25 protein-coding genes and 1 riboswitch are annotated in these 24552 nt (G+C 76.4%); of the genes, 23 read left to right on the top strand and 2 right to left on the bottom strand.

Annotated elements, in window-relative coordinates:
- Positions 1 to 51 precede the first annotated feature (51 nt).
- From BM048_RS01670 to BM048_RS01700, 7 genes are all read left to right on the top strand, one after another.
- Positions 52 to 438, top strand: coding sequence for a hypothetical protein (locus tag BM048_RS01670; RefSeq protein WP_090030102.1), 387 nt, complete (start codon positions 52 to 54; stop codon positions 436 to 438).
- 25 nt (positions 439 to 463) lie between these two features.
- Complete coding sequence (gene ftsY / locus BM048_RS01675) at positions 464 to 1711, top strand: signal recognition particle-docking protein FtsY (RefSeq protein ID WP_373308392.1); 1248 nt, start codon at positions 464 to 466, stop codon at positions 1709 to 1711.
- 186 nt (positions 1712 to 1897) lie between these two features.
- Positions 1898 to 3205 (top strand): ammonium transporter, encoded by a 1308-nt coding sequence (locus BM048_RS01680; protein ID WP_090030106.1) that lies wholly within the window; start codon positions 1898 to 1900, stop codon positions 3203 to 3205.
- Positions 3205 to 3546 (top strand): P-II family nitrogen regulator, encoded by a 342-nt coding sequence (locus BM048_RS01685; protein WP_090030108.1) that lies wholly within the window; start codon positions 3205 to 3207, stop codon positions 3544 to 3546. Before BM048_RS01680 ends, BM048_RS01685 begins: the two co-directional genes overlap by 1 nt.
- A gap of 13 nt (positions 3547 to 3559) precedes the next feature.
- Positions 3560 to 5353, top strand: a complete 1794-nt coding sequence (locus BM048_RS01690) for a [protein-PII] uridylyltransferase (protein ID WP_090030110.1) — start codon at positions 3560 to 3562, stop codon at positions 5351 to 5353.
- A gap of 100 nt (positions 5354 to 5453) precedes the next feature.
- Entirely contained in the window at positions 5454 to 7052 is a 1599-nt protein-coding gene (ffh, locus tag BM048_RS01695) for a signal recognition particle protein (protein ID WP_090030112.1), read from the top strand.
- Positions 7053 to 7057: 5 nt separating this feature from the next.
- Positions 7058 to 8164, top strand: coding sequence for an amidohydrolase family protein (locus BM048_RS01700; RefSeq protein WP_239078649.1), 1107 nt, complete (start codon positions 7058 to 7060; stop codon positions 8162 to 8164).
- A 53-nt stretch (positions 8165 to 8217) separates the two neighbouring features.
- On the opposite strand, the gene BM048_RS01705 is transcribed toward BM048_RS01700, so the two are convergent.
- A complete protein-coding gene (locus BM048_RS01705; RefSeq protein ID WP_239078648.1) occupies positions 8218 to 9585 on the bottom strand; it encodes an MFS transporter in 1368 nt (455 codons plus the stop codon).
- Between the two features lie 257 nt (positions 9586 to 9842).
- Here BM048_RS01705 and rpsP point away from each other — a divergent pair, with 257 nt between their 5' ends.
- The 13 genes from rpsP (at position 9843) to BM048_RS01770 (ending at position 20591) form a co-directional block, all read left to right on the top strand.
- On the top strand, positions 9843 to 10274 hold the full coding sequence (gene rpsP / locus BM048_RS01710; protein WP_090030115.1) for a 30S ribosomal protein S16: 432 nt from the start codon (positions 9843 to 9845) through the stop codon (positions 10272 to 10274).
- Entirely contained in the window at positions 10274 to 10510 is a 237-nt protein-coding gene (locus BM048_RS01715; RefSeq protein WP_090030117.1) for an RNA-binding protein, read from the top strand. Before rpsP ends, BM048_RS01715 begins: the two co-directional genes overlap by 1 nt.
- 135 nt (positions 10511 to 10645) lie before the next feature.
- Entirely contained in the window at positions 10646 to 11197 is a 552-nt protein-coding gene (gene rimM, locus BM048_RS01720; RefSeq protein WP_090030119.1) for a ribosome maturation factor RimM, read from the top strand.
- A 1-nt stretch (position 11198) separates the two neighbouring features.
- Complete coding sequence (gene trmD / locus BM048_RS01725; RefSeq protein WP_090030121.1) at positions 11199 to 12026, top strand: tRNA (guanosine(37)-N1)-methyltransferase TrmD; 828 nt, start codon at positions 11199 to 11201, stop codon at positions 12024 to 12026.
- A 245-nt stretch (positions 12027 to 12271) separates the two neighbouring features.
- Positions 12272 to 12646: a 50S ribosomal protein L19 gene (rplS, locus tag BM048_RS01730; RefSeq protein WP_090030123.1), complete on the top strand. Its 375-nt coding sequence runs from the start codon at positions 12272 to 12274 to the stop codon at positions 12644 to 12646.
- A gap of 141 nt (positions 12647 to 12787) precedes the next feature.
- Positions 12788 to 13621, top strand: coding sequence for a signal peptidase I (lepB, locus tag BM048_RS01735; RefSeq protein ID WP_090030125.1), 834 nt, complete (start codon positions 12788 to 12790; stop codon positions 13619 to 13621).
- A complete protein-coding gene (locus BM048_RS01740) occupies positions 13618 to 14703 on the top strand; it encodes a ribonuclease HII (RefSeq protein WP_239078647.1) in 1086 nt (361 codons plus the stop codon). The genes lepB and BM048_RS01740 overlap by 4 nt, the downstream gene beginning before the upstream one ends.
- Positions 14700 to 15026: a DUF2469 domain-containing protein gene (locus BM048_RS01745; protein ID WP_090030126.1), complete on the top strand. Its 327-nt coding sequence runs from the start codon at positions 14700 to 14702 to the stop codon at positions 15024 to 15026. Before BM048_RS01740 ends, BM048_RS01745 begins: the two co-directional genes overlap by 4 nt.
- Before the next feature lie 136 nt (positions 15027 to 15162).
- The gene (locus BM048_RS01750; protein ID WP_090030128.1) at positions 15163 to 15522 is read left to right on the top strand and encodes a YraN family protein; all 360 of its coding nucleotides are present in this window, start codon (positions 15163 to 15165) and stop codon (positions 15520 to 15522) included.
- Positions 15523 to 15623: 101 nt separating this feature from the next.
- Positions 15624 to 17153, top strand: a complete 1530-nt coding sequence (locus tag BM048_RS01755) for a YifB family Mg chelatase-like AAA ATPase (RefSeq protein ID WP_090030475.1) — start codon at positions 15624 to 15626, stop codon at positions 17151 to 17153.
- Positions 17150 to 18436, top strand: coding sequence for a DNA-processing protein DprA (gene dprA / locus BM048_RS01760; RefSeq protein ID WP_090030477.1), 1287 nt, complete (start codon positions 17150 to 17152; stop codon positions 18434 to 18436). Before BM048_RS01755 ends, dprA begins: the two co-directional genes overlap by 4 nt.
- Positions 18437 to 18541: 105 nt before the next feature.
- Positions 18542 to 19474, top strand: coding sequence for a tyrosine recombinase XerC (locus BM048_RS01765; RefSeq protein ID WP_090030130.1), 933 nt, complete (start codon positions 18542 to 18544; stop codon positions 19472 to 19474).
- A 100-nt stretch (positions 19475 to 19574) separates the two neighbouring features.
- A riboswitch (cyclic di-GMP riboswitch) is annotated at positions 19575 to 19649 on the top strand.
- Between the two features lie 15 nt (positions 19650 to 19664).
- Entirely contained in the window at positions 19665 to 20591 is a 927-nt protein-coding gene (locus tag BM048_RS01770; RefSeq protein WP_239078646.1) for a FliA/WhiG family RNA polymerase sigma factor, read from the top strand.
- Positions 20592 to 20681: 90 nt separating this feature from the next.
- Here BM048_RS01770 and BM048_RS01775 read toward each other — a convergent pair whose 3' ends face one another.
- Positions 20682 to 21245, bottom strand: coding sequence for a peptidoglycan DD-metalloendopeptidase family protein (locus BM048_RS01775; RefSeq protein WP_239078645.1), 564 nt, complete (start codon positions 21243 to 21245; stop codon positions 20682 to 20684).
- Between the two features lie 395 nt (positions 21246 to 21640).
- On the opposite strand from BM048_RS01775, the gene rpsB reads away from it, so the two are divergent.
- From rpsB to pyrH, 3 genes are all read left to right on the top strand, one after another.
- The gene (gene rpsB / locus BM048_RS01780; RefSeq protein WP_090030132.1) at positions 21641 to 22594 is read left to right on the top strand and encodes a 30S ribosomal protein S2; all 954 of its coding nucleotides are present in this window, start codon (positions 21641 to 21643) and stop codon (positions 22592 to 22594) included.
- Positions 22595 to 22714: 120 nt separating this feature from the next.
- Positions 22715 to 23560, top strand: coding sequence for a translation elongation factor Ts (gene tsf / locus BM048_RS01785; RefSeq protein ID WP_090030134.1), 846 nt, complete (start codon positions 22715 to 22717; stop codon positions 23558 to 23560).
- Positions 23561 to 23842: 282 nt separating this feature from the next.
- Positions 23843 to 24538, top strand: coding sequence for a UMP kinase (gene pyrH / locus BM048_RS01790; RefSeq protein WP_090030483.1), 696 nt, complete (start codon positions 23843 to 23845; stop codon positions 24536 to 24538).
- Positions 24539 to 24552: the final 14 nt, after the last annotated feature.

The following is a 24552-nucleotide window of genomic DNA, read 5'->3' on the forward strand; positions in this document are numbered from 1 at the left end:
CGGCGCGTGTCCGACCTCTCGTCATGGGACGACCCGGCCGATAATGGGGACGTGGCCATCGCACTCACGCTCCTGCTCGTCCTGCTCGTCGCCGCCCTCGTCCTCGTCGGGGTCAGCGCCGTCCTCCCCGACGACGAGGGCCACCGCCCCTGGACCGGCCTGCGCGAGGGGTGGGCCGCGCGTCGGGCGGCCCGCTCGGGGCACGACGCGGACGCGGCGGGCACGCCGGGGACCGGGGCGGACGCGGCGTCAGCCGGCGACCGCGAGCTCGTCCTCGCGGACCCCGTGGACGTGTCGCTGGCCGAGCTCCTGCGGTCCACGGTCGAGCGCGGCGACGCCTACGTGCGCGTCGACGAGCTCGCCACCGGCCTGCAGCGGGTGACCGAGCGGGCGCAGGAGCGGACCTCGGGGCTGCTGCAGCACGTGCGCCGCGGCTAGGCCGCCCTGACAGACTGACCCCGTGATCGAGGACCTGCTCCCAGAGCTGCTCGCCGTCGGCCTGCCCGTGGCCGCCGTCGTCGGCGTCGCCGCGACCCTGCTCGTCCGCCGTCGGGGTCCGGGGGGCGGCGACGCCGACCGGACCGACCGCACGGGGCGCGGCACCGGCACCGGCACCGGCACCGGCACGTCGACCCTCGAGCGGCCCGGCACGGCGCCGCTGCCCCCGGACCCGGCCGGCACGGCCACCCCGGGCCTGGCCGACCCCGACGTGCTGCCGCCCCCCGTCCTCGACGAGGACGTCCTGGCGGCCCCGCCGCTCGAGGTCCCCGCGCCGGTGGCCGGGCGCTGGGTGCGCCTGCGCGAACGCCTGGCGCGCTCGGGGTCCCCGCTCGGCTCGCGCCTGCTGTCGGTCCTCTCCCGCGACCACCTCACGGAGGACGACTGGGACGAGCTGGAGGAGACCCTGCTGCTCGCCGACGTCGGCGCGGGCCCGACGGGGGAGATCGTCGACCGGCTGCGCACCCGCGTGCGGGTGCAGGGCGTCCGGGAGCCCGCGCAGGTGCGCGCGGTCCTGCGCGAGGAGCTGCTGACGCTCGTCGACCCGTCCCTCGACCGGTCCCTGGCCGTCGCGCCCGGCACGTCGGCCGACGGGGCCCGGGTGCCCGCGGTCGTGCTCGTCGTCGGGGTCAACGGCACCGGCAAGACGACCACGGTCGGCAAGCTCGCCCGGGTGCTCGTCGCCGAGGGCCGCAGCGTGGTGCTCGGCGCTGCCGACACGTTCCGCGCGGCGGCGGCGGACCAGCTCGAGACGTGGGGCAGCCGCGTCGGCGTGCCGACGGTGCGCTCCGACCGCGACGGCGCCGACCCTGCGGCGGTGGCCTTCGACGCCGTGCGCACGGGGCGGCAGGCCGAGGTCGACGTCGTGCTCGTCGACACCGCGGGCCGCCTGCAGAACAAGGCCGGGCTCATGGACGAGCTGGGCAAGATCACGCGGGTCATCACGCGCGAGGCGCCGCTGTCGGAGGTGCTGCTCGTCCTCGACGCGACCACGGGGCAGAACGGCCTGCAGCAGGCGAAGGTCTTCGGCGAGGTCGCGGGCGTCACGGGCATCGTCCTGACGAAGCTCGACGGCACCGCCAAGGGCGGGATCGTCGTGGCCGTGCAGCGCCAGCTCGGCGTGCCGGTCAAGCTCGTCGGCCTGGGGGAGGGGCCCGACGACCTGGCGCCCTTCGACCCTGAGGCCTTCGTCGACGGACTGCTCGGGGCCTGAGACGCCGGTCTCACCCGCGGGGGTGACGCCCGCGCCCGCCCGCGTCACCCTGGCGCGCCCGAAACCGGATGTTTACGCCCACGGGCGGCTTGTCACGTCGCCGTAACGTCGGCGGACACCTCGTGAAACGCCGGTCCCCGACGGTGGTGCCCGACAACTTCCCTGGGTGGAGCAGAAGGGCGACCGATGGAATTCACCTTGGACAGCGGCAACACCGCGTTCATGATCCTGGCTGCCTCGCTCGTGCTGCTGATGACGCCGGCCCTGGCGTTCTTCTACGGCGGCATGGTGCGCGGCAAGAGCGTGCTCAACATGATGATGATGAGCTTCGGGGCCCTGGGCCTCGTCGGCCTCATCTGGATCCTCTACGGGTACTCCGCGACGTTCGGGGACGGCAACTACCTCGGCTTCTTCGGCAACCCGTTCGAGTACTTCGGCCTGCAGGGCGCCACGGACGACGAGTCGCTCATGGCTGCCACGGGCGTGCCGTTCCTCGTCGCCGCGGGGTACCAGGCGACGTTCGCGATCATCACGGTCGCGCTCATCTCCGGCGCGGTCGCCGACCGCATGAAGTTCAGCGCCTGGATGGTCTTCGCCGGCGTCTGGGCCACGTTCGTCTACATCCCGATGGCGCACATGGTGTGGGGCGGAGGCCACCTGTCGGGGGACGGCGCCATCGCCAGCGCCCTGTCGACGCCGATCGACTTCGCCGGCGGCACGGTCGTGCACATCAACGCGGGAGCCGCCGGCCTGGCGCTGGCGCTGCTGCTCGGCAAGCGCAAGGGCTTCGGCCGCGAGCCCATGCGGCCGCACAACCTGCCGTTCGTCATGCTGGGCGCCGCCCTGCTGTGGTTCGGCTGGTTCGGCTTCAACGCCGGCTCGGAGTTCGCGGCGGACGCCACGGCGGGCCGCGCGTGGATCAACACGACGGTCGCCACGGGCGTGGCCATGCTCGCGTGGCTCGCGACGGAGAAGGCGCGCGACGGGCACGCGACGTCCCTCGGTGCGGCGTCGGGCATCGTCGCCGGCCTGGTGGCCATCACGCCGGCCGCCGCGGCCGTCGACACGTGGGGCGCGATCGTCATCGGTGCCGTGGCGGGCGTCCTGTGCGCCCTGGCGGTCGGCCTCAAGTACCGGTTCGGCTACGACGACTCGCTCGACGTCGTCGGCGTGCACCTCGTCGGCGGGCTCGTCGGGACGGTCCTCATCGGCCTGTTCGCCACGGACCAGAACGCCACGTGGTACCCCGAGGGCGCGCTCAACGGCCTGTTCTACGGCGGCGGCGTCACGCAGCTGCTCTCCCAGACGGTCGTCGCGCTCGTCGCGGTGGTCTTCTCCTTCCTCGCCACCTACGTCATCGGGTCGATCGCCAAGGCGACCATCGGCATCCGGGCGTCGGAGGATGTCGAGGTCGGCGGTATCGACCTCGCCGTCCACGGCGAGTCGGCGTACGAGACCCTCGGTGGGGGTCGTGTCGTGACGGAGGTGAAGTGATGACGAAGCTCGTGCAGGCGGTCATCCAGCCGCACCGGCTGGACGACGTGAAGTCGGCCCTCGAGGCGGCGGGCGTCCGCGGCCTGACGGTCAGCGAGTCCAGCGGCTACGGCCGGCAGCGCGGCCACACGGAGGTCTACCGGGGGGCCGAGTACACGGTCGACCTGGTGCCGAAGGTGAAGATCGACGTGCTCGTCGCCGACGAGGACGCCGCGGGGGTCGTCGAGGTGGTCGTCAAGGCCGCTCAGACGGGCAAGATCGGCGACGGCAAGGTCTGGGTCGTGCCGGTCGAGGACGTCGTGCGCGTCCGCACCGGCGAGCACGGCTCCGACGCCCTCTGAGGGCCCGCACCGGATGAACCACCAGCCGCCGCCCGCCCCGGGCGCCGGCGCCACGTCGGAGGTCCCGCACCCCAGCACCACCGGGGTGCGGGACCTCCGCCGTGAGCGCCTGGCGCTGGCCACCTCGCTGACGGGCCCGACGTGCGACGGCGCCGCACGGCGCGCCGCGGTCGGCGCGCTCGTCGTGCGCCGCCTCGCCGAGCTGTGGGACGAGGCGACCGCCGGGGTCGACACGACGGGGCTCGCGCTGGCCGCCGTCGGCAGCGTCGGTCGCGGGGACGCCGGCCCGACGAGCGACCTCGACCTCCTCCTCGTGCACGAGGGCCGGGCGCACCCGCCGGAGCAGCTCGCGACGCTCGCGGAGCGGCTCTGGTACCCCGTGTGGGACGCCGGGCTCGACCTCGACCACTCCGTGCGCTCGCTCGCGCAGTGCCGGCAGGTCGCCTCGAAGGACCTGCCCGCCGCGGTGGGGCTGCTCGACCTGCGCCCCGTGGCCGGCGACGCGGCGGTGGTGGCGCGCGCGACCTCCGCCCTGCTGGCCGACTGGCGGTCGGCGGCCCGGCGGCGCCTGCCGGAGCTCCTGGCCTCGACGCGGCAGCGCGCGGAGCGCTCGGGGGAGCTCGCCTACCTCATCGAGCCGGACCTCAAGGAGGCGCGCGGCGGCATCCGCGACGCCGTCGTGCTGTCGGCGCTGGCCGCCACCTGGCTCACGGACCGGCCGCACGGCGCCGTCGACCGCGCCTACGCGCACCTGCTCGACGTGCGCGACACCGTGCAGGTGGTCACGCGCCGCCGGACGAACCGCCTCGGGCTCGCCGACCAGGACGAGGTGGCCGCGCGCGCGGGCTTCGACGACCGCGACGACCTGCTGGCCTCCATCGCCGAGGCGGGGCGGATCATCTCGTACGCCCTGGACACGACCGTCCGCAACGCCCGGCAGGCGCTGCACCGTCCGGCGCGCGCGGCCGTGCTCGCCCGCGGGCGCCGGGCCGCCCCGCGCCTGCGCACCATCGCCGAGGGGCTCGTCGAGCACGACGGGGAGATCGTCCTCGCGGTCGAGGCGCGCCCCGCCGACGACCCCGTGCTGTCCCTGCGGGCCGCGGCGACCGCCGCCCGCACGGGGCTCGCGCTGTCCCCGGTCACCGTCGCCAGCCTCGAGGTGACGCCGGCGCTGCCGGTGCCGTGGCCGCGGTCGGCCCGGCACCACCTCCTGCAGCTGCTCGGCGCGGGCACGGCGCAGGTGCCGGTCTGGGAGGCCCTCGACCTCGCCGGCGTCGTCACCACCTGGATCCCCGAGTGGGCCGGCGTGCGCAACCGGCCCCAGCGCTCGCCCGTGCACCGGCACACCGTCGACCGGCACCTCGTCGAGACGGCGGCGCGCGCCGGGCGGGACCGGCGGGCGGTCGCGCTGGGGGACACGCTGCTCGTCGCCGCCCTGCTGCACGACATCGGCAAGCGCGCGGGCGCGGGCGACCACTCGGTGGAGGGGGCGCGGCTGGCCGGTCCGGTCGTCGAGCGGATGGGCTTCGAGGACGCGGTGGCCGACGACGTCGCCCGGCTCGTGCGCGAGCACCTGACGCTGTCGGAGCTGGCGACGAGTGCGGACCCGGACGACCCGGCGACGGTCGCCCGTCTCCTCGACGCCGTCGACCACCGGCTGGACCTGCTCGAGGTGCTGCGGGCGCTGACGGAGGCCGACGCGTCGGCGGCCGGCCCGCAGGCGTGGACCGCGTGGCGCGCCCGGCTGGTGGACGACCTCACGGACCGGGCCCGCCGGGTGCTGACGGGTACCCTGGGCGGGGCGTGAGGCCGGGGGCTCCCGGCGCAGCGCCGGGGCCACCGCGGACGCGGACCGGCCCGCGTGCCGCCGGACCGGCGGCCGACCCCCGAGACCCCAGGAGCACCCGGTGTTCGCCACCCTGTCCGACCGGCTGACGTCGACCTTCCGCAACCTGCGCAGCAAGGGGCGGCTGTCCGAGGCCGACATCGACGCCACGGTGCGCGAGATCCGCCGCGCCCTGCTCGACGCGGACGTCGCCGTCCCCGTCGTGCGGGCCTTCACCGGCGCGGTGCGCGAGCGGGCGCTGTCGGCGGAGGTCAGCGGCGCGCTGAATCCGGCGCAGCAGGTCGTCAAGATCGTCAACGACGAGCTCGTGGGCGTGCTGGGCCGCGAGACGCGCACCCTGCGGTTCGCGAAGACCGGCCCGACCGTCATCCTGCTCGCGGGCCTGCAGGGTGCCGGCAAGACGACGCTCGCCGGCAAGCTCGCGCTGCACCTCAAGGGCCAGGGGCACACCCCCCTCCTCGTGGCCGCCGACCTGCAGCGGCCCAACGCGGTGACGCAGCTCCAGGTCGTCGGGGAGCGCGCGGGCGTGCCGGTGTTCGCCCCGCACCCGGGCAACCAGGGCCTCGACGACGTGCTGCCGGCCGGGGCCGACCCCGTCGCCGTCGCCCGCGCGGGCCTGGAGGCCGCGCGGCAGCGCCACCACGACGTGCTCGTCGTCGACACCGCCGGCCGTCTGGGCGTCGACGGCGGGCTCATGCAGCAGGCCGCCGACATCCGCGACGCCGTCGACCCCGACGAGATCCTCTTCGTCATCGACGCGATGATCGGCCAGGACGCGGTCACGACCGCGCAGGCCTTCGCCGACGGCGTCGGCTTCACCGGCGTCGTGCTCTCCAAGCTCGACGGCGACGCCCGCGGTGGTGCGGCCCTGTCGGTCGCGAGCGTCACCGGCCGGCCCATCCTCTTCGCCTCCACGGGCGAGAAGCTCACGGACTTCGAGGTCTTCCACCCGGACCGCATGGCGTCCCGGATCCTCGACATGGGCGACGTGCTCACGCTCATCGAGCAGGCCGAGAAGGCCTTCGACGCCGAGCAGGCCGAGCGGATGGCGGGCAAGCTCGCCAGCGGCCAGGACTTCACGCTGGGCGACTTCCTCGTGCAGATGCAGCAGCTGCGCAACATGGGCTCGATCAAGAAGATGTTCGGCATGCTGCCCGGCATGGGGCAGATGCGGGAGGCCCTGGACAACTTCGACGAGCGCGAGGTCGACCGGATCGAGGCCATCATCCGCTCGATGACGCCCGCCGAGCGCGAGACGCCGAAGATCATCAACGGCTCGCGCCGCGCGCGCATCGCCAAGGGCTCGGGCACGACGCCGGCGGAGATCAACCAGCTCCTCGAGCGCTTCGACGCCGCCCAGAAGATGATGCGGACCATGGCGCGCGGCGGCGGCATGCCGGCCATGGGCGGCATGGGCAGCCTGCCCGGCAGCGGCAAGAAGTCCCGCGGCCGCCAGGCGCCGGCCCCGGCGCGGAAGGCGAAGGGGAAGAGCGGCAACCCGGCCAAGCGCGCCGAGCAGGAGCGGCTCGGCGCCCAGCGCCCGGCGGCGCCGGCGGGGTCGGCCTTCGGGCTCGGCGCCGGCGCCGCGCAGGAGCCCGAGGGCGTCGACCCGTCGGCCCTGCAGCTGCCCGCCGGCCTGGACCGGTTCCTGAGGCGCTGACCCCCGTGGGCCGCGAGGGCGCGGCGCCCGTGCTCCACGTGCGCGGGCGCGTCCTGCTCGACGACGAGCGAGTGCTCGACGAGCTGTGGGTCGTCGACGGGCGCGTCACCACGACGCGTCCCGCCCGCGAGCCCGACGCCGTGCTCGAGGGCTGGGCCCTGCCGGGGCTCGTCGACGTGCACTGCCACATCGGCCTGGGCGCCGACGGTGCCGTGGACCGCGCGACGGCTTGCGCGCAGGCGGAGGCCGACCGGGACGCGGGGGTCCTGCTGGTCCGGGACGCCGGGTCGCCCGCGGACACCGCGTGGGTGCACGACGAGGAGGACCTGCCGCGGCTGCTGCGGGCCGGCCGGCACCTGGCGCGGCCGAAGCGGTACCTGCGGCACTACGCCCGCGAGCTCGACGACGTCGCCGACCTGCCCGCCGCCGCGGCCGAGGAGGCCCGACGGGGCGACGGCTGGGTCAAGCTCGTCGCGGACTGGATCGACCGCGACCTCGGGGCGGCGGGGGACCTGCGTCCGCTGTGGCCGCGGGACGTGCTCGCAGAGGCCGTGGCGGCCGCCCATGCCGCGGGTGCCCGCGTCACGGCGCACACCTTCGCCACGGAGGCGCTCGACGACCTGCTCGACGCGGGGATCGACTGCCTCGAGCACGCCACGGGGGCCGACGCGCGTCAGATGGACCGGATCGCGGCGGCGGGGGTGCCGGTGACGGCGACGCTGCTGCAGGTCGCGCAGTTCGAGGCCATCGCCGCCCAGGCCACGCGCTACCCGGTGTACGCGGCGCGGATGCGCGCGATGCACGGCCGCCGCCACCAGCACGTGCGCGACCTGCACGAGGCCGGCGTGCGGGTGCTCGTCGGCACGGACGCGGGCGGCACCATCGGGCACGGACGCATCGTCGAGGAGATGGCCGAGATGGTCGCGGCCGGGCTGCCGGCGGCGGACGTCGTGGCGTCCGCGAGCTGGCGGACGCGCGCGTGGCTCGGCGTTCCGGGCCTGGAGGAGGGCGACCCGGCGGACCTCGTCGTCGTCCCGGCCGACCCGCGCCACGGGGTGGAGGTCCTGGCGGCCCCGTCGGCCGTGGTGCTGCGCGGGCGCCGGGTGCGCTGACCCGTCGCCGTCCTCGTCGTCGTCCTCGTCGACGCCGCTGCCCCGGGCCGCGGTCAGGGCGTCGGGTGCCGTGCGTCGTAGGCGCGGAAGCCCGGCTGCCGCGCCAGCAGCACGGCGAGGGCGACGACGACGAGCGCGCCGCCGAGCAGGGGCGGGAGCCAGACGGCCAGCAGCGTCGCCAGGACCCCCGTCCAGAGGTCGCCGACGCGCGGACCGCCCGTGACGACGACGATGAAGATGCCCTGGAGCCGCCCGCGCAGGTGGTCCGGGACCGCCTGCTGCAGCACGGCCTGGCGGAAGATCGACGAGACGTTGTCGGCGGCGCCCGCGACCGCCAGCAGCAGCGCCGCCGCCGCGACGGGCACCGGCCGCAGGCCCTCGGCGCGCAGCACGCTGCCCGTGCCCGCGGCGGGATCGGTGGCGGCCGCGACCGCCAGCACCACGCCGAAGGCGGCGACCGCGGCGCCGTACACCTGGATGGCGCGGGCGATGGCCACGCCCTGCCGCCGGGTGCCGGTGAGCCGCCCCGAGAGCAGCCCGGACAGCACCGCGCCCACCGCGCCGGCCGCCGTGAGCACGCCGACCGTGACCGCCCCGCCGCCGAGCACCGCCGCACCGGCCGCCGGGAACAGCACGCGCGGCTGCGCCAGCGCCATCGCCGCGATGTCCGCCACGAAGGAGGCACGCACGGTGGGCGCGGTCGCCAGGAACCGCAGCCCCTGCACGACGGACCCCATCCCGGCGCGCACGCGCTCGCCCTCGGGGCGCACGGGCGGCAGCTGCACGATGCCGAGGAAGGCGCCGAGGAACAGCACGACGTCGACGGTGTAGGTGAGCGGGAACCCCGCCGTGGCGACGAGGACGCCGGCCAGGGCCGGGCCGGCCGTCACCGCCAGGCCGCCGGTGATGCCGCCCAGCGCGGCCGCGGCGGGCAGCAGGTGCGGCGGCAGCAGCCGCGGGACCACGGCCATCCGGGTCGCGCCGAGGACGGTGCCGGCGGTGGCCGTGAGCGCAGTCAGGGCGTAGAGCGCGCCGACGCCCTCGTGCCCCGCCCAGGCGAGCCCGGCGATCGTCGCCGTGGCGCACCAGGCGACGACGGCGGCGACGAGCAGGAGCCGTCGGCGGTCGAGCGCGTCGGCGAGCACGCCGCCGTACAGCCCGGCCAGCACGGTCGGCACGAGCGCGGCGAGGCCGACGCCGGAGACGGCCAGCGTCGAGCCGGTCAGCTCGTAGACCTGCAGGCCGACGGCCACCACGGTCAGCTGGGTGCCGACGGTCGACACGGCTGTCCCGGCCCACATCCGCGCGAACGACGGGCTCGCGCGCAGCGGCGACAGGTCGACGAGGTGCCCGCGTCGCCGGGGCGGTGCGACCACCGGACCGGCGGTCAGGTCGTCGTCGTCCGCGTCCCCGTGCTGCACCCGCTCGCCCCTCGTCGTCGTCCCGCTCCCGCCGGTCCTCGTGCGGAGGGGCCCGGTGAGGCTAACCGTCGGGCCGACCAGGCGCTCGCAGGCGGTTGGGTGCCGGGCCGCGCGTCTGGCACAATGGCCGGCTGTACTCGTCGGCCCGCAGCCCCTCTACCTGCGCCCGGCGCGTCCTCGGCCCGCGTCGCACGCCCGCACCCCACTGGGCACGGCGCCGCGGAGCCACCTCAGCAGACATCAGGAGACACCACACCGTGGCCACCAAGATCCGCCTCAAGCGCCTGGGCAAGATCCGCGCGCCGTACTACCGCATCGTCGTCGCCGACTCCCGCACGAAGCGCGACGGTCGCGTCATCGAGGAGATCGGGAAGTACCACCCCACCGAGGAGCCCTCGCTCATCGAGGTCACCTCCGAGCGCGCGCAGTACTGGCTCGGCGTCGGCGCGCAGCCGACCGAGCAGGTCCTCGCCCTGCTCAAGGTCACCGGCGACTGGCAGAAGTTCAAGGGCCTGCCGGGCCAGGAGGGCACCCTGCGGACGAAGGCCGGCAAGGCCGACACGAAGGCGGCCGTCGAGGCGGTCGCCGCCGACGCGGAGAAGGCCAAGGCGCGCGCCGCCGAGGCGAAGGCCGCCGCCCCGGCCGCGGACGCCGACGCCGCCCCGGCCGCCGAGGACGAGCAGGCCTGATGGTCGCCGACGCGCTCGAGCACCTGGTGCGGGGCATCGTCGACCACCCCGACGACGTGCGCGTGGAGCACTCCACGGGCCGCCGGGGCGAGCTGCTCGAGGTGCGCGTGCACCCCGAGGACCTCGGCCGGGTCATCGGGCGCAACGGCCGCACGGCCCGCGCGCTGCGCACGGTCGTCGGCGCGCTGGCCGACGGTCCCGTGCGGGTCGACGTCGTCGACGTCGACCGCCGCTGAGCAGCGCGAGCCGGACACCGGCGCAGGCCCGGCCCCCGACCGGGGGCCGGGCCTTCGCCGTCCGTGCCGGGCGCGAGCGGCGCGGGCGGCCGAGGGCGGCCGGCGCCACCACCGACGAGAAGGGACGGGCCGGGCATGCGGCTGACGGTCGCGCGCGTGGGACGCGCGCACGGACTGCGGGGCGAGGTGGCCCTGGACCTGCGCACGGACGCGCCCGAGGAGCGGCTCGCGGTGGGCAGCGTCCTGCTCACCGAGCCCGTGGGGCGCGGCCCCCTGACGGTGGCGCGCACGCGGGTGCAGCAGGGCCGGTGGTACGTCGCGTTCACCGGGGTCGAGGACCGGACGGCCGCCGAGGCGCTGGCGGGCACCGCCCTCGTGCTCGAGACCGAGGGGTCCGACGAGGAGGACGCCTGGTACCCGTACGAGCTGGCCGGGCTGCGGGCGGAGCTCGCGGACGGCACGGTCGTCGGGGAGGTGATGGGTCTGGAGCACCTGCCGGCGCACGACGCGCTCGTGCTGCGCGAGACCGGCGGCGAGCGGACGCTCGTGCCGTTCGTCCGGGCGATCGTGCCCGTGGTGGACGTGCCGGGCGGACGCGTCGTCCTCGACCCGCCCGGCGGGCTGCTGGCGTCGGACGCCGCGAACCTCGTCGTGTCGCCGGAGACGCAGGACCGGGCCGAGGGCTGACGTGCGGATCGACGTCGTCTCCATCTTCCCGGCCTACCTGTCGTCGCTCGGGCTGTCCCTCGTCGGGCGGGCTGCCCGGACGGGGCTGCTCGACCTGCGGGTGCACGACCTGCGGGACTGGACGGACGACCGGCACCGCACGGTCGACGACACGCCGTTCGGCGGTGGCGCGGGCATGGTCATGCGCCCCGACGTGTGGGGTGCGGCGCTGGACGACGTCATGCGGCCGGGCCCCGGGCTCCCGGTCGACGCCCACCTGCTCGTGCCGACCCCGTCCGGGCAGCCGTTCACGCAGCGGCTGGCGGAGCGGCTGACCGACGAGAGCCACCTCGTCATCGCCTGCGGGCGCTACGAGGGCATCGACGCGCGGGTGGCGCAGCACGTGGGCGCGCAGCACCCCGTGACGGAGCTGAGCATCGGCGACTACGTGCTCAACGGCGGCGAGGCCGCGGCGCTCGTCGTCGTCGAGGCCGTGGTGCGGCTCCTGCCCGGCGTCGTGGGGAACCCGCAGTCGCTCGTCGAGGAGTCGCACGGCGCCGCCGGGCTGCTGGAGTACCCGGTCTACACGAAGCCGCCGGTGTGGGAGGGCCTGGAGGTGCCCGAGGTGCTGCTGTCGGGCCACCACGGCCGCGTCGCGCGCTGGCGGCGGGACCAGGCGCTGGAGCGGACGGCACGGCGGCGACCGGACCTGCTCGCCGCTCTCGACGTCGCCGCGCTCGACCGCGCGGACCGCGCCCTGCTCGCGGGCCTCGGGTGGACCGTGCTCGGCGACCGCCTGGTGGCGACGGGGGAGGGGCACGCGGGCGAGGGGCCGGACCCCGTGCGGTGATCCCGTGACGCAGGGCCGGGTTCCAGGACGGGCCGTGCGTGTGGCAGACTCGTGCGCTGGTGCGCGCGCAGGCCGCGTCTCTGCCACAGGGGAGACGGCCGACGGCCCCACCGGTGCACGACGGCCCTCGGCCGGCTGCCCGGTCCGCCACCACCCCGTGACGGGGACCCCCGAGAGATCGCCGGGCGCACGCGCGCCCACGACGACGCCGCCGACCTGTGGCGGGGACGAGGAAGCGAACCACCATGCAGACGCTCGACCAGCTCGACGCCGCCTCGCTGCGGACCGACATCCCGGACTTCCGCCCCGGGGACACGCTCAAGGTCAACGTCAAGGTCGTCGAGGGCAACCGCTCCCGCGTCCAGGCGTTCCAGGGCGTCGTGATCGCCCGCCAGGGCGACGGTGTCCGCGAGACCTTCACGGTCCGCAAGATCAGCTTCGGCGTCGGCGTGGAGCGCACGTTCCCGCTGCACGCGCCGACGATCGACACGGTCGACGTCGTCACCCGCGGTGACGTGCGCCGCGCGAAGCTGTACTACCTGCGCTCCCTGCGGGGCAAGAAGGCCAAGATCAAGGAGAAGCGCGAGTCGGTCCCGGCCAAGGCCGCGAAGACGAGCTGACCCTCCGGCACCGCACCGTCGACGGGCGGCCACCCCACCTGGGGTGGCCGCCCGTCGTCGTCCCGCCGCGGCCCCCGTGCCCGATCCGTCCCGCACACCTGGGCGGCACGAGCACACCGCCGCGCGTGCGACCCTGGACCGGTGACGCAGCACGCCGCCGGGCTCCCCGAGGACCGGTCCGAGCCCTCGGCGCCCGCGGCGGCGTCGGCGCCCCCGCCCTCGTTCCCGCCGCTCCCGCGCGACGACGGGAGCGGGCACGGCGACGAGGGACCCGACCACCACGCCGGCCACCACCACGGCGACGAGGACCACGGCCACCGGGGCGTCCTCGGCTGGGTCCGGGAGACCGCCATCGTGCTCGTGAGCGCGCTGGTGCTCTCGTGGCTGGTCAAGACGCTGCTCGTGCAGGCCTTCTACATCCCCAGCCCGTCGATGCACGACACGCTGATCGAGGACGACCGCATCCTCGTCAGCAAGCTCACGCCCGGACCGTTCGACCTGCACCGCGGGGACGTCGTCGTCTTCGCGGACCCGGGGGGGTGGCTGCCCGCGCCGGTCGAGACGGACCCGGGCCTCCTGCAGGAGGTCATGACCTGGGTCGGGCTGCTGCCGTCGGACTCCGACGAGCACCTCGTCAAGCGCGTCATCGGGCTGCCGGGCGACCGCGTGGCCTGCGCCGGTCCGGGTGCGCCCGTGACGGTCAACGGGGTCGCCCTCGACGAGCCCTACCTGGCCCCCGGCTCCCAGCCCAGCGAGTCGGGATTCGACCAGGTGGTCCCGGACGGCATGCTGTGGGTCATGGGCGACAACCGGCAGCAGTCGTCCGACTCGCGGTTCAACCTCGGCAGCCGCGGCGGGGGGTTCGTGCCGATCAGCGACGTCGTCGGCGTCGCCTTCGTCACCGTGTGGCCCCTCGACCGGGCGACGATCCTGCGCAACCCGTCCGCGACCTTCGCCGAGGTCCCCGCACCGTGAGCGCGTCCGTGCCGACGCGCACGGGCGGGGTCGCGCGCACGCCGGGCCCGTCCCGGCCCGGGCCGCACCTGCGCCACGAGCGGGCCGCGCTGCGCGAGGGGGCCGTGCGCGTGGCCGGGATGGACGAGGTGGGGCGCGGCAGCCTCGCCGGGCCCGTCAGCGTGGGCGTGGTCGTGGTGGACGCGACGACGCGGACCGCGCCGCGCGGCGTGGCCGACTCGAAGCTCCTGACGCCGGCCGCGCGCCGGGCGCTGCTGCCGGCCCTCGGACGCTGGGGCCTGGCGCGGGCGGTCGGGCACGCGAGCGCGGCGGAGATCGACGCCCTGGGCATCGTGGCCGCGCTGCGGCTGGCCGGGACGCGCGCGCTCGTCGCCGCGACGGCGGTGAGCGGCCCGGTCGACCTGGTGATCCTCGACGGGTCGCACGACTGGCTGACGCCCCCTGCGGACCTGTTCAGCGCCGCCGACCCGCCGGCGGACGAGGCGCCGCCACCGGCCGCGACGGGTCCTCGGGCGTCGGTGCCGACCCTCCTGCCGGCCCTCCTGCCGGCCCCGGTGGCGCTCCCCGTGCCGGACCCGGTGCCGGACCCCGGCACGAGGCCAGTGCCGGCCTCCGTGCCGCCCGTCGCCCCGGGCCTGCCCGCAGGCTTCGTCGTGCCGCGGGTGCGGATGAGGGTCAAGGCCGACCGCTCCTGCGCGTCCGTGGCCGCCGCGAGCGTGCTGGCCAAGTGCGAACGTGACGCGCTCATGGTGGCGCTCGCGCCCGACCACCCGGCGTACCGCTGGGAGGACAACAAGGGCTACGCGGCGCCGGAGCACGTCGACGCGCTCCGCAGGCTCGGACCCAGCCCCTGGCACCGGCGCTCCTGGCGGCTGCCCGGCCTACCGCACGACGACGGGTCCGGCCCCGGCCCCGACGTGGCGGTGCCCGACGGCCTCGTCGGGGCGTCCGTCACTCCCGGGCTGCTGGATGACGGGCTGCTGGACGACGAGTTGGTGGACGACGGGCTGCTCGACGGCGACCTGCTGCCCGACGAGGAGCCGTCCGACGGGCGTGCGGCATGGGGGATGATGGGCGCGTGAGCGCCGAGGACCTCGAGAACTACGAGACGGACATGGAGCTCGCGCTCTACCGCGAGTACCGGGACGTGGTCGGCCTGTTCTCCTACGTGGTCGAGACCGAGCGTCGTTTCTACCTCGCCAACCACGTCGACCTGCAGGTGCGGTCGGCCGCGGGCGAGGTCTACTTCGAGCTGACCCTCGCCGACGCGTGGGTGTGGGACGTCTACCGGTCCGCGCGGTTCGTCAAGTCCGTGCGCGTGGTCACCTTCAAGGACGTCAACGTCGAGGAGCTGGCGAAGGCCGAGCTGGACCTCGGCGGCTCCACCGCCTTCCCCGCCCGCTGACCGACGGCACCACGCGGTCGCCCTGCGGCCACCGAGCCGTCCCCAGCCCCGCCGTGCGCGCTCGTATCCCGGGCCGGCGTCCGCACCGCCTCTCGGCCGATGCCTGCGCGGCAGCCTCGGGCGCGGAGGTGGTCGCATGGCGGTCAAGGACGTGGTGGGACGGTACGGGGAGGACCTGGTCGAGGCGCACCTGCGCGCCGCGGGCTGGTCGGTGCTCGACAGGAACTGGCGGTGCCGCGCCGGCGAGCTGGACCTCGTGGCGCGCGACGGCGAGGAGCTCGTCGCGGTCGAGGTCAAGACGCGCCGGTCGCAGCGGTACGGGTCGCCCGCGGAAGCGGTGACCGCGGTGAAGCTGGCGCGGCTGCGCCGACTGCTGGCGCTGTGGCTCGCGGAGCACGACGAGCACGCGCGTGCCGTGCGGGTCGACGTCGTGTGCGTGGTGCTGCCGCGGACCGGGGCGCCGCGGTTGGAGCACCTCGTCGGGGTGACGCCGTGAGCGCCGCGTCGGTCCCGGCGTCGCTCCCTGCGTCGGTCTGCGTGCCGGTCTCCGCGCCGGCCCCGGTGCCGGTCCCGGTGCCGGTCCCGGTGCCGGTCCCGATGACGAGCCCGGACCTGGGGCGCAGCCGGGCCGTCGGGCTGGTCGGCCTCGAGGCGCACCTCGTGGACGTCGAGGCGTACCTGGCGCCGTCCCTGCCGGGCTTCGTGCTCGTCGGGCTGCCCGACGCCTCCCTCGCGGAGGCGCGCGACCGGGTCCGGGCGGCGGTGGCCGCCTCGGGCATCGCCTGGCCGAACCGTCGCATCACCGTCAACCTCTCGCCGGCCGGGCTGCCCAAGTCCGGCACGGGCTTCGACCTCGCCGTCGCCGTGGCCGTGCTGGCCGCCGCCGGCGTGCTCGCCCCGGTGGCCGCCGCACGCACCGTGCACCTGGGCGAGCTCGGGCTCGACGGACGGCTGCGGCCGGTGCGCGGCGTGCTGCCCGCCGTCGTGGCGGCGGTGGCAGCCGGTGTGCCGGACGTCGTCGTGCCCGAGGCCAACGCGGCCGAGGCAGCCCTGGTGCCCGGGGCGCGGGTGCGCGGCGCGGCCACGCTGGCGCAGGTGGCCGCCTGGCACGGCGCCGACGTCCGGGTCCCGGACGTCGTCCCCGTGCCCGCCGGGCACCGCGCGCCGGCTGCGGCACCCACGCTCGACCTCGTCGACGTCGTGGGGCAGGCGGAGGCCCGCACCGCGCTCGAGGTCGCGGCCGCGGGCGGGCACCACCTGCTCATGGTCGGCCCGCCGGGAGCCGGCAAGACGATGCTGGCGGCCCGCCTGCCCGGGCTCCTGCCGGACCTCGACGAGGCGGCGGCGGTGGAGGTGACGGCCGTCCACTCGGTCGCCGGCACGTTCGACCCCGGCCAGGGACTGCTGCGCCGCCCGCCCTACGAGGACCCGCACCACACCGCCACCCCGGCGAGCATCGTCGGCGGCGGGGCGGGGCTGCCCCGTCCCGGCGCCGCGTCTCGTGCCCACCGCGGCGTGCTGTTCCTGGACGAGGCGCCCGAGTTCGGCACCGCGGTCCTCGAGACGCTGCGGCAGCCGCTCGAGCACGGGGAGCTCGTGCTGCACCGGGCGGCAGGGGCCGCGCGCTACCCGGCACGGTTCCAGCTCGTGCTGGCCGCCAACCCCTGCCCCTGCGGCCAGGGCGTCGGCAAGGGCCTGGCCTGCACCTGCCGGGCGGAGCAGCGACGGCGGTACTTCGCCAAGCTCTCCGGGCCGCTGCTGGACCGCGTCGACCTGCAGGTGGAGGTGCTGCCCGAGCGGTCGGGCGCCGTCCCCGGCGACGCGACGGCGGTCGTGGCCGCCCGGGTCGAGGGAGCCCGTGCGACCGCCGCGGAGCGCCTGCGCGGCACGCCCTGGCGCACGAACGGCGAGGTCCCCGGCCCGTGGCTGCGTGCCCGGTGGCGTCCCGAGGCCGCGGTCCTGGCGGAGCTGGACCGGGCGGTGGACCGCGGCACGCTGAGCCTGCGCGGGGTCGACCGGGTGCTGCGCGTGGCGTGGACGCTGGCCGACCTGGCCGGACGCGTGGCGCCCGACCGCGCCGACCTCGGCCGTGCGCTGTGGCTGCGGACGCGGGGGCAGGGCGCATGAGCGGGAGCGTGACGCCCCTGCGGGCGGGCAACGGCTCGGTTGTCAGGCCGGTGCGGGAGGACCGGCGGGCGCTCGACGGGGACGACCGAACGGCCCGCGCGGTGTGGAGCGCGCTCGTCGAGCCCGGGGACCGGGCGGCCGGCCTGCTCCTCGCGGCGCACGGCGCGCCGGCGGCGCTCGCCGGGGTCCGCGCGGCCGTGGGGGCCGCCTCGGGTGCCGGCTCCCCCGAAGGGGTGGTGGCCCGCCTCGTCGAGCCCCTCGGGGAGGACGATCGGCGCGGCGCACGGCGCGCCCTGGCGCGGTGGGCGGTCCGCCTGCCCGGCCTCGCGCCCGACGGTGGTCTCCGGGACCATCTCACAGCCGGCGGGCGCCTCGTGGTCCCCGGTGACGAGGACTGGCCGCCCGGGCTCGACGACCTGCGGGAGACCGCACCCCCGGCGCTCTGGGTGCGCGGCACGCTGCCGGCGGCCGGGCGGCGGGCCGTCGCGCTGGTCGGCGCCCGCGCCGCCACCCCGTACGGCGAGCACGTGGCGAGCCGGCTGGCCGGCGACCTCGCGCGGGCCGGCCTCGTCGTCGTCTCCGGCGGCGCGTACGGCATCGACGCGGCGGCGCACCGCGGAGCGCTGGCCGCCGGCGGCACGACGCTCGTCGTCGTCGCCGGCGGGGTCGACCGCCCGTACCCGGCCGGGAACGCGCGGCTGCTCGCGGCGGCCGTCGAGCAGGGCGGGGCCGTCCTCGCGGAGGTGCCGCCCGGCGCGCTGCCGACCCGCACACGGTTCCTGCAGCGCAACCGGCTCATCGCGGCCATCGCCGGCGCGACCGTCGTGGTCGAGGCGGCGTGGCGGTCCGGGGCCCTCAGCACCGCACGCCACGCGGCTGGCCTCCTGCGGCCCGTCGGCGCGGTTCCCGGACCGGTCACGTCGGCGGCGTCGGCGGGCTGCCACCGCATCGTCCGGGAGGAGGCGGCCACGCTCGTGACGGACGCCGACGACGTGCGCGAGCTCGTCGAGCCCGTCGGTACCGTGGACGCGCCGGACGCACCGCCGGACACCGGCGCGCCCCTCACGGGTGCCCCCGCGACGACCAGGGGGCCGGAGGACGTGGACCCCGTCGCCGCCCGGGTGCACGACGCGCTGCCCCGTCGGGTGGCGCGCCCGGACGGCGACGTCGCCGCTGCGGCCGGTGTCACGCTACGGGAGGCGCAGGACGCGCTGGCGGTCCTCGAGCTCGGCGGCTGGGCGCAGCGGACCGCCACCGGGTGGCGCGCGGCCGTCCCGACGTGACGCGCCGTCAGGGCGGGTCGTCTCGGGTCGCGCGGGCGGGGGAGCTGACGTGGCCCGTCCGCGCGCCTCCGTGGTGGGGCGGGGGAGGCGGTCCACAGTGACCCCGTGTCCGACGTCCCCCTGCTGCCGGGCGACCCCGCGCGCGCGCGCCTGCTGGCGGATCTGGCCGAGCACCTCGGCGCCGAGCGGGGCCTGGCACGCCACACCGTGCGCGCCTACCGGGCGGACGTCGACCACCTGCTGTCCCATGCGTTCCGTCGCGGGAGCGCCACGCTGGCCGACGTGGACCTCGCGGTGCTGCGCTCGTGGCTCGCCGCCATGGCGGCGGCGCACCTCAGCCGGGGCACGCTCGCCCGGCGGACGGCGGCGGCGCGCACCTTCTTCGCCTGGGCGCAGCGCACGGGCCGCGTCGCCGTCGACCCCGCCGCCCGCCTGGCCAGCGCCCGGCCCCGCGTGACGCTGCCCACCGTGCTGCCGGCCGCGCAGGTGGCCGCGCTGGTCGACGGCGCGCGCGACCGGGCGGCGGGCGACGACCCCCTCGCCCTGCGGGACTGGGTCGCCCTCGAGCTGCTCTACGGCACCGGGGTCCGCGTGGGGGAGCTGTGCGCGGCCGACGTCGACGACGCCGACCTCGTGGGACGGCTCCTGCGGGTCGTCGGCAAGGGTGACAAGGAGCGGGTCGTGCCGTTCGGCAGGCCTGCCGCCGTGGCGCTCGAGCGGTGGCTCTCGCGCGGCCGGCCCCACCTGGCCGTCGCGGGCTCGCCACCGGCGCTGCTCCTGGGGACGCGGGGCGGGCGCGTGGACCAGCGGCGCATCCGGGCCGTCGTGCACGCGGCCGCCGCCGGTGCCGCCGTCCCCGACGTGGCCCCGCACGCCCTGCGGCACGCGGCGGCCACCCACCTGCTCGAGGGGGGCTCGGACCTGCGGTCGGTGCAGGAGGTCCTCGGGCACGCGTCGCTGGCGACCACGCAGCGGTACACGCACGTGTCCGCCGAGCGCCTGAGGGCCGCCTATCGGCTCGCGCACCCGCGGGCTTGAGCCGCGTCATCCCAGGTGCACCGCCCGGCGCGGGTGAAACCACCGTTCGGTGGGGACAGACCATTGCTCCTGGCTGTGCGGTCGCCTAGAGTCCTCACTGTCAGCGAAACGGCAAACCCTCCGCGAGGGGGGGACGCAAAGCCACGGGACCCTTGAGGTCAGCCGGGCCACCGAACAGACAGGATCGATCATGCCGCAGCCCGGTTCCCTCCTGACCGTGTCCGCCCCGGTCGGGATGTCCCGTGAGACCGCCGCTCTCTCCGTCGCCGCCCGCGTGGCGCCCGCGGTGACCGCGCCGGCCGGCGTCATCCCCGCCCAGCGCACCCCGGCCGAGCTGCCGACGCCTGACGCCCCGCGCTCGGAGGTCGACACGCTCTGGGCGACGTTCAAGGAGACGGGCTGCCGCCGCTCCCGCGAGCAGCTGATCCTCCACTACGCGCCGCTGGTCCAGTCCGTGGCCGGGCGCCTCGGCATGCGGCTGCCGAGCAGCGTCGAGCAGTCCGACCTCGTCTCCTACGGCATGTTCGGCCTCATCGACGCGATCGAGAAGTACGAGACGGACCGCGCCGTGAAGTTCGAGTCGTACGCCGCCGCCCGCATCCGCGGCGCGATCATCGACGAGCTCCGCTCGCTCGACTGGGTCCCGCGGTCCGTCCGCTCGAAGGCGCGCACGCTCGACCGCGCCGTGGCCGACCTCGAGGCGCGCCTGCACCGCACGCCGACGCTGCCCGAGATCGCCGCCGAGCTCGAGCTCCCCGTCGCCGAGGTCCGCGCGACCTACAGCCAGCTCGCCACGACGAACGTGGCCGCGCTCGACGAGCTGCTCGGCGGCGAGGACGGCTCCTCGGCCGCCTCGCTGGGCGACGCCCTGCGCGACGCGCGGGCGGAGGACCCGGCCGGCTCGGTCGAGCAGCAGGAGCAGGCCTTCCTGCTGTCGCGGGCCGTCGAGCAGCTCAGCGAGCGCGAGCGCCTCGTCGTGGTCCTGTACTACTTCGAGGGCCGGACCCTCGCCGAGATCGGCCGCGTCCTCGGCGTGACCGAGTCGCGGATCTCGCAGATGCACACCGCCGCCATCGGCCGGCTGCGCACGCGGCTGACGGACGCCGAGGCGGCCTGACCCGCGACCGGTAGTGGGTCGGCGCACGGATCGGCGCACGGTTCGGCGAACGGATCGACGCCGCCCGCACCGACGGGCCGTGCCGGGCGCTCACCAGGGCAGCAGGACCACCCGCGGCAGCCGTACCACGAGGGCGCCGGGGTCGAGGTAGCGGTCGCCCTCGCGCACGCCCCAGTGCACGCACCGGTCCGCGCAGTGCGAGGCGCCGGCGGTCGTGACCGTACCCGCCACCGTGCCCACCTCGTCCCCGACCTCCACCACGGTCCCGATCGGGACCGTCGCCGTGACGGGCTCCAGCGTGCTGCGCAGGCCGCCGTCGTGCCGCACCACCACGACCGCGCGCCCCGCGACGACACCCGCGAAGCCGACCGTGCCGGTCGCGGGAGCGCGCACCACCGTGCCGGGGTCCGCGCGCACGTCCAGGCCCCGGTGCCCGGCGGCCCACGGCTGCGGCGGGCGCACGAAGGGCGCCAGGACCGCCGACGCCACCGGCAGCCGCCAGCCCTCGGCGGCCGACGCGGTCGTGGCCGGCGCCGCGACGGTCGTCGTCGAGCTCCCTCCGTAGGCCGGTGCCGCGAGCAGCGGCAGGGCCACGCCGGCGACGAGGAGCGCGGCCATCAGCAGGGGGGTGGCGGGGGAGCGGCGGGGATCCATGGCCGGCACCGTGCCTGGCCGCAGGCCTCGCAGCAGCGCGCCCCCGCCGGGGCCGTGGGCGAGCACCGCACGACCGGGGCTGGGGACGGATCGGCGACGGGGCCGGTACGGGCACGGCCTGGCGTCCGGTACCCTGGTGACGCGACCGGCCCTCGCCGGTCGACTTCGCACGCCGTCATCCGGTCGCCGTCACCGTCGGGCCCTGCCCGACCACGCGGTCCGGAACTGGTGCAGGCAACGGTCCGGGTCCGCCCGGCGCCTGCCCGGCTCGGCGTCAGGGGCCCCGGCCGTCCGGTCGGGCCGACAACCGAGACCGCAGGTCCCGTGCGCGCGACGCGTGCGGGCTCCTGCACGAGTGCGCGTGCCCCGACGGGCGCGCGACGGAAGGACGTGCCATGGCCGTCGTGACCATGCGCCAGCTGCTCGAGAGCGGTGTCCACTTCGGGCACCAGACCCGCCGCTGGAACCCCAAGATGAAGCGCTTCATCTTCACCGAGCGCAACGGCATCTACATCGTCGACCTGCAGCAGTCGCTCACCTACATCGACCGGGCCTACGACTTCGTCTCCCAGACGGTCGCGCACGGCGGGTCGATCCTCTTCGTCGGGACGAAGAAGCAGGCGCAGGAGCCCGTGGCCGAGCAGGCCGCGCGCGTGGGCATGCCCTACGTCAACCAGCGCTGGCTCGGCGGCATGCTGACCAACTTCTCCACGGTCCACAAGCGCCTGCAGCGCCTCAAGGAGCTCGAGCAGATCGACTTCGACGACGTCGCGGGCTCGGCCCTGACGAAGAAGGAGCTGCTCGTCCTGCGTCGCGAGAAGGACAAGCTGAGCAAGACCCTCGGCGGCATCCGCGACATGGCCAAGGTCCCCTCGGCCGTGTGGATCGTGGACACCAACAAGGAGCACCTCGCCGTCGACGAGGCGCGCAAGCTCGGCATCCCGGTCGTGGCGATCCTCGACACGAACTGCGACCCGGACATGGTCGACTACCCGATCCCGGGCAACGACGACGCCATCCGCGCCGTGCAGCTGCTCACGCGCGTGATCGCCGACGCGGCCGCGGACGGCCTCGTCCGTCGCTCCGGCGGCGGGCGTGCGGACGACGCCGCGACGGCCCAGGCCGAGCCGCTGGCCGAGTGGGAGCGCGAGCTGCTCGCCGGCACCGAGGCGCCCGCCGCCCCGGCCGCCGACGTCCCGGACGCCGCCCCCGCCGACGCCGTCGTCTCCGAGGCCACGCCGGCCGCGGGCGCGGGCGCCGAGACGGTCGTCGATGCCGAGCCCGCGACGCCGGGCCAGGACGCCGCGCCGGCCGTCGAGGCCGCCCCCGCCGAGCCCTCCCAGGCCTGACGTCCCCGGCCCGGGTCGCCCGCACCTGCGGGTGGCCCGGGCCGCACCACGCATCCCGGCACCCACGGGTGCCACCGGGCCCGTGCCGCGGGCCCCGACGAGAAGGACGGAAGCACTCCTATGGCGAACTACTCGCTGGCCGACATCAAGGCGCTCCGCGAGAAGACCGGCGCCGGCATGATGGACGTCAAGAAGGCGCTCGAGGAGGCCGCCGGCGACGCCGACAAGGCCCTCGAGATCATCCGCGTCAAGGGCCTCAAGGGCGTCGGCAAGCGCGAGGGCCGCTCGGCCTCGGACGGCCTCGTCGCCGCGCACGTCGCCCCCACCGGCGACGGCGAGGGTCAGACGGGCGTGCTCGTCGAGGTCAACTCCGAGACGGACTTCGTCGCCAAGAACCAGGCGTTCATCTCCCTGGCCGACCGCGTGCTGGCCGCCGCCGTCGCCTCCGGCGCCCGCGACGCCGACGCGCTGCTGGCCGCCGACTCCGACGGCACCCCGGTGCAGACGGTGGTCGACGAGACGGCCGCGACGCTGGGCGAGAAGGTCGTCGTGCGCCGCGTGGCCCGTGTGGCCGGCGAGCACGTCGAGGTCTACCTGCACAAGGTCAACAAGGACCTGCCGCCGCAGGTCGGCGTCCTCGTCGCCACCGACGCCGCAGGTGCCTCGGTCGCCCGCGACGTCGCCACGCACATCGCCGCGTACTCCCCGCAGTACCTCACGCGCGACGAGGTGCCGGCGGACGTCGTGGAGTCCGAGCGCAAGATCGCCGAGGAGACGGCCCGCAACGAGGGCAAGCCCGAGGCCGCGCTGACGAAGATCGTCGAGGGTCGCCTCAACGGGTTCTTCAAGGAGAACGTCCTGCTCGACCAGGCGTTCGCCCGCGACCCGAAGAAGTCGGTCGGCCAGGTGCTGACCGAGGCCGGCGGCACGGTCACCGCCTTCGTCCGGTACCGCGTCGGCGCCTGACGCCCGGCGGCCGTGGCCCCGTCCCTCCGTGAGGGGCGGGGCCACCGCCGCGTACGGCGCCGGTCGCCCGGCGCCCGGCGGTGCGCGGTACCGTGCGCCCAGCCCCCAGACCGACCCAGCACCGGAGGACCGCCCGTGACCGACCCCGCCACGCACGTCCCGTCCCCGTCCGCGGCGGCCGGGCCGCTCACCGGCACCACCGGCGCCGGCGCCGGCACCGGCGCCGGCGCCGGCACCGGCACCGACGCGCGCCACGTCGGCGAGGCGCCGGCCTCCCGCCGCGTGCTGCTCAAGCTCTCGGGCGAGACGTTCGGCGGTGGCGAGGTCGGCCTCGCGGCGGACGTGGTCCAGCGCATCGCGGCCGAGATCGCGGTGGCCGTGCGCTCGGGCGTGCAGGTCGCGATCGTGTGCGGCGGCGGCAACTTCTTCCGCGGCGCGGAGCTGTCGCAGCGCGGCCTGGACCGCGCGCGGGCCGACTACATGGGCATGCTCGGCACGGTGATGAACTGCCTGGCGCTCCAGGACTTCCTCGAGCAGGCCGGCGTCACCACGCGGGTGCAGACCGCGATCACCATGGGCCAGGTCGCGGAGCCGTACATCCCGCTGCGCGCCATCCGGCACCTGGAGAAGGGGCGCGTGGTCATCTTCGGCGCCGGCGCGGGGATGCCCTACTTCTCCACGGACACGGTCTGCGTGCAGCGCTCCCTCGAGACGCACTGCGACGAGGTGCTCATGGGCAAGAACGGCGTCGACGCGATCTACACCGCCGACCCGAAGAAGGATCCGGACGCCCAGCGCCTGGATCACGTGACGTACACGGACGCGCTCGTGCGCGGGCTGGCCGTCATGGACGCCACGGCGCTGAGCATGTGCCGCGACAACGACGTGCGCATGCGCGTCTTCGGGCTCGAGGAGCCCGGCAACGTCACCCGCGCCCTGCAGGGTGAGAAGATCGGGACGTCGGTCACGGCGTCCTGACCCGCCCGTCCCGG

The organism is Cellulomonas marina (assembly GCF_900111925.1).
Lineage (GTDB): Bacteria > Actinomycetota > Actinomycetes > Actinomycetales > Cellulomonadaceae > Cellulomonas > Cellulomonas marina.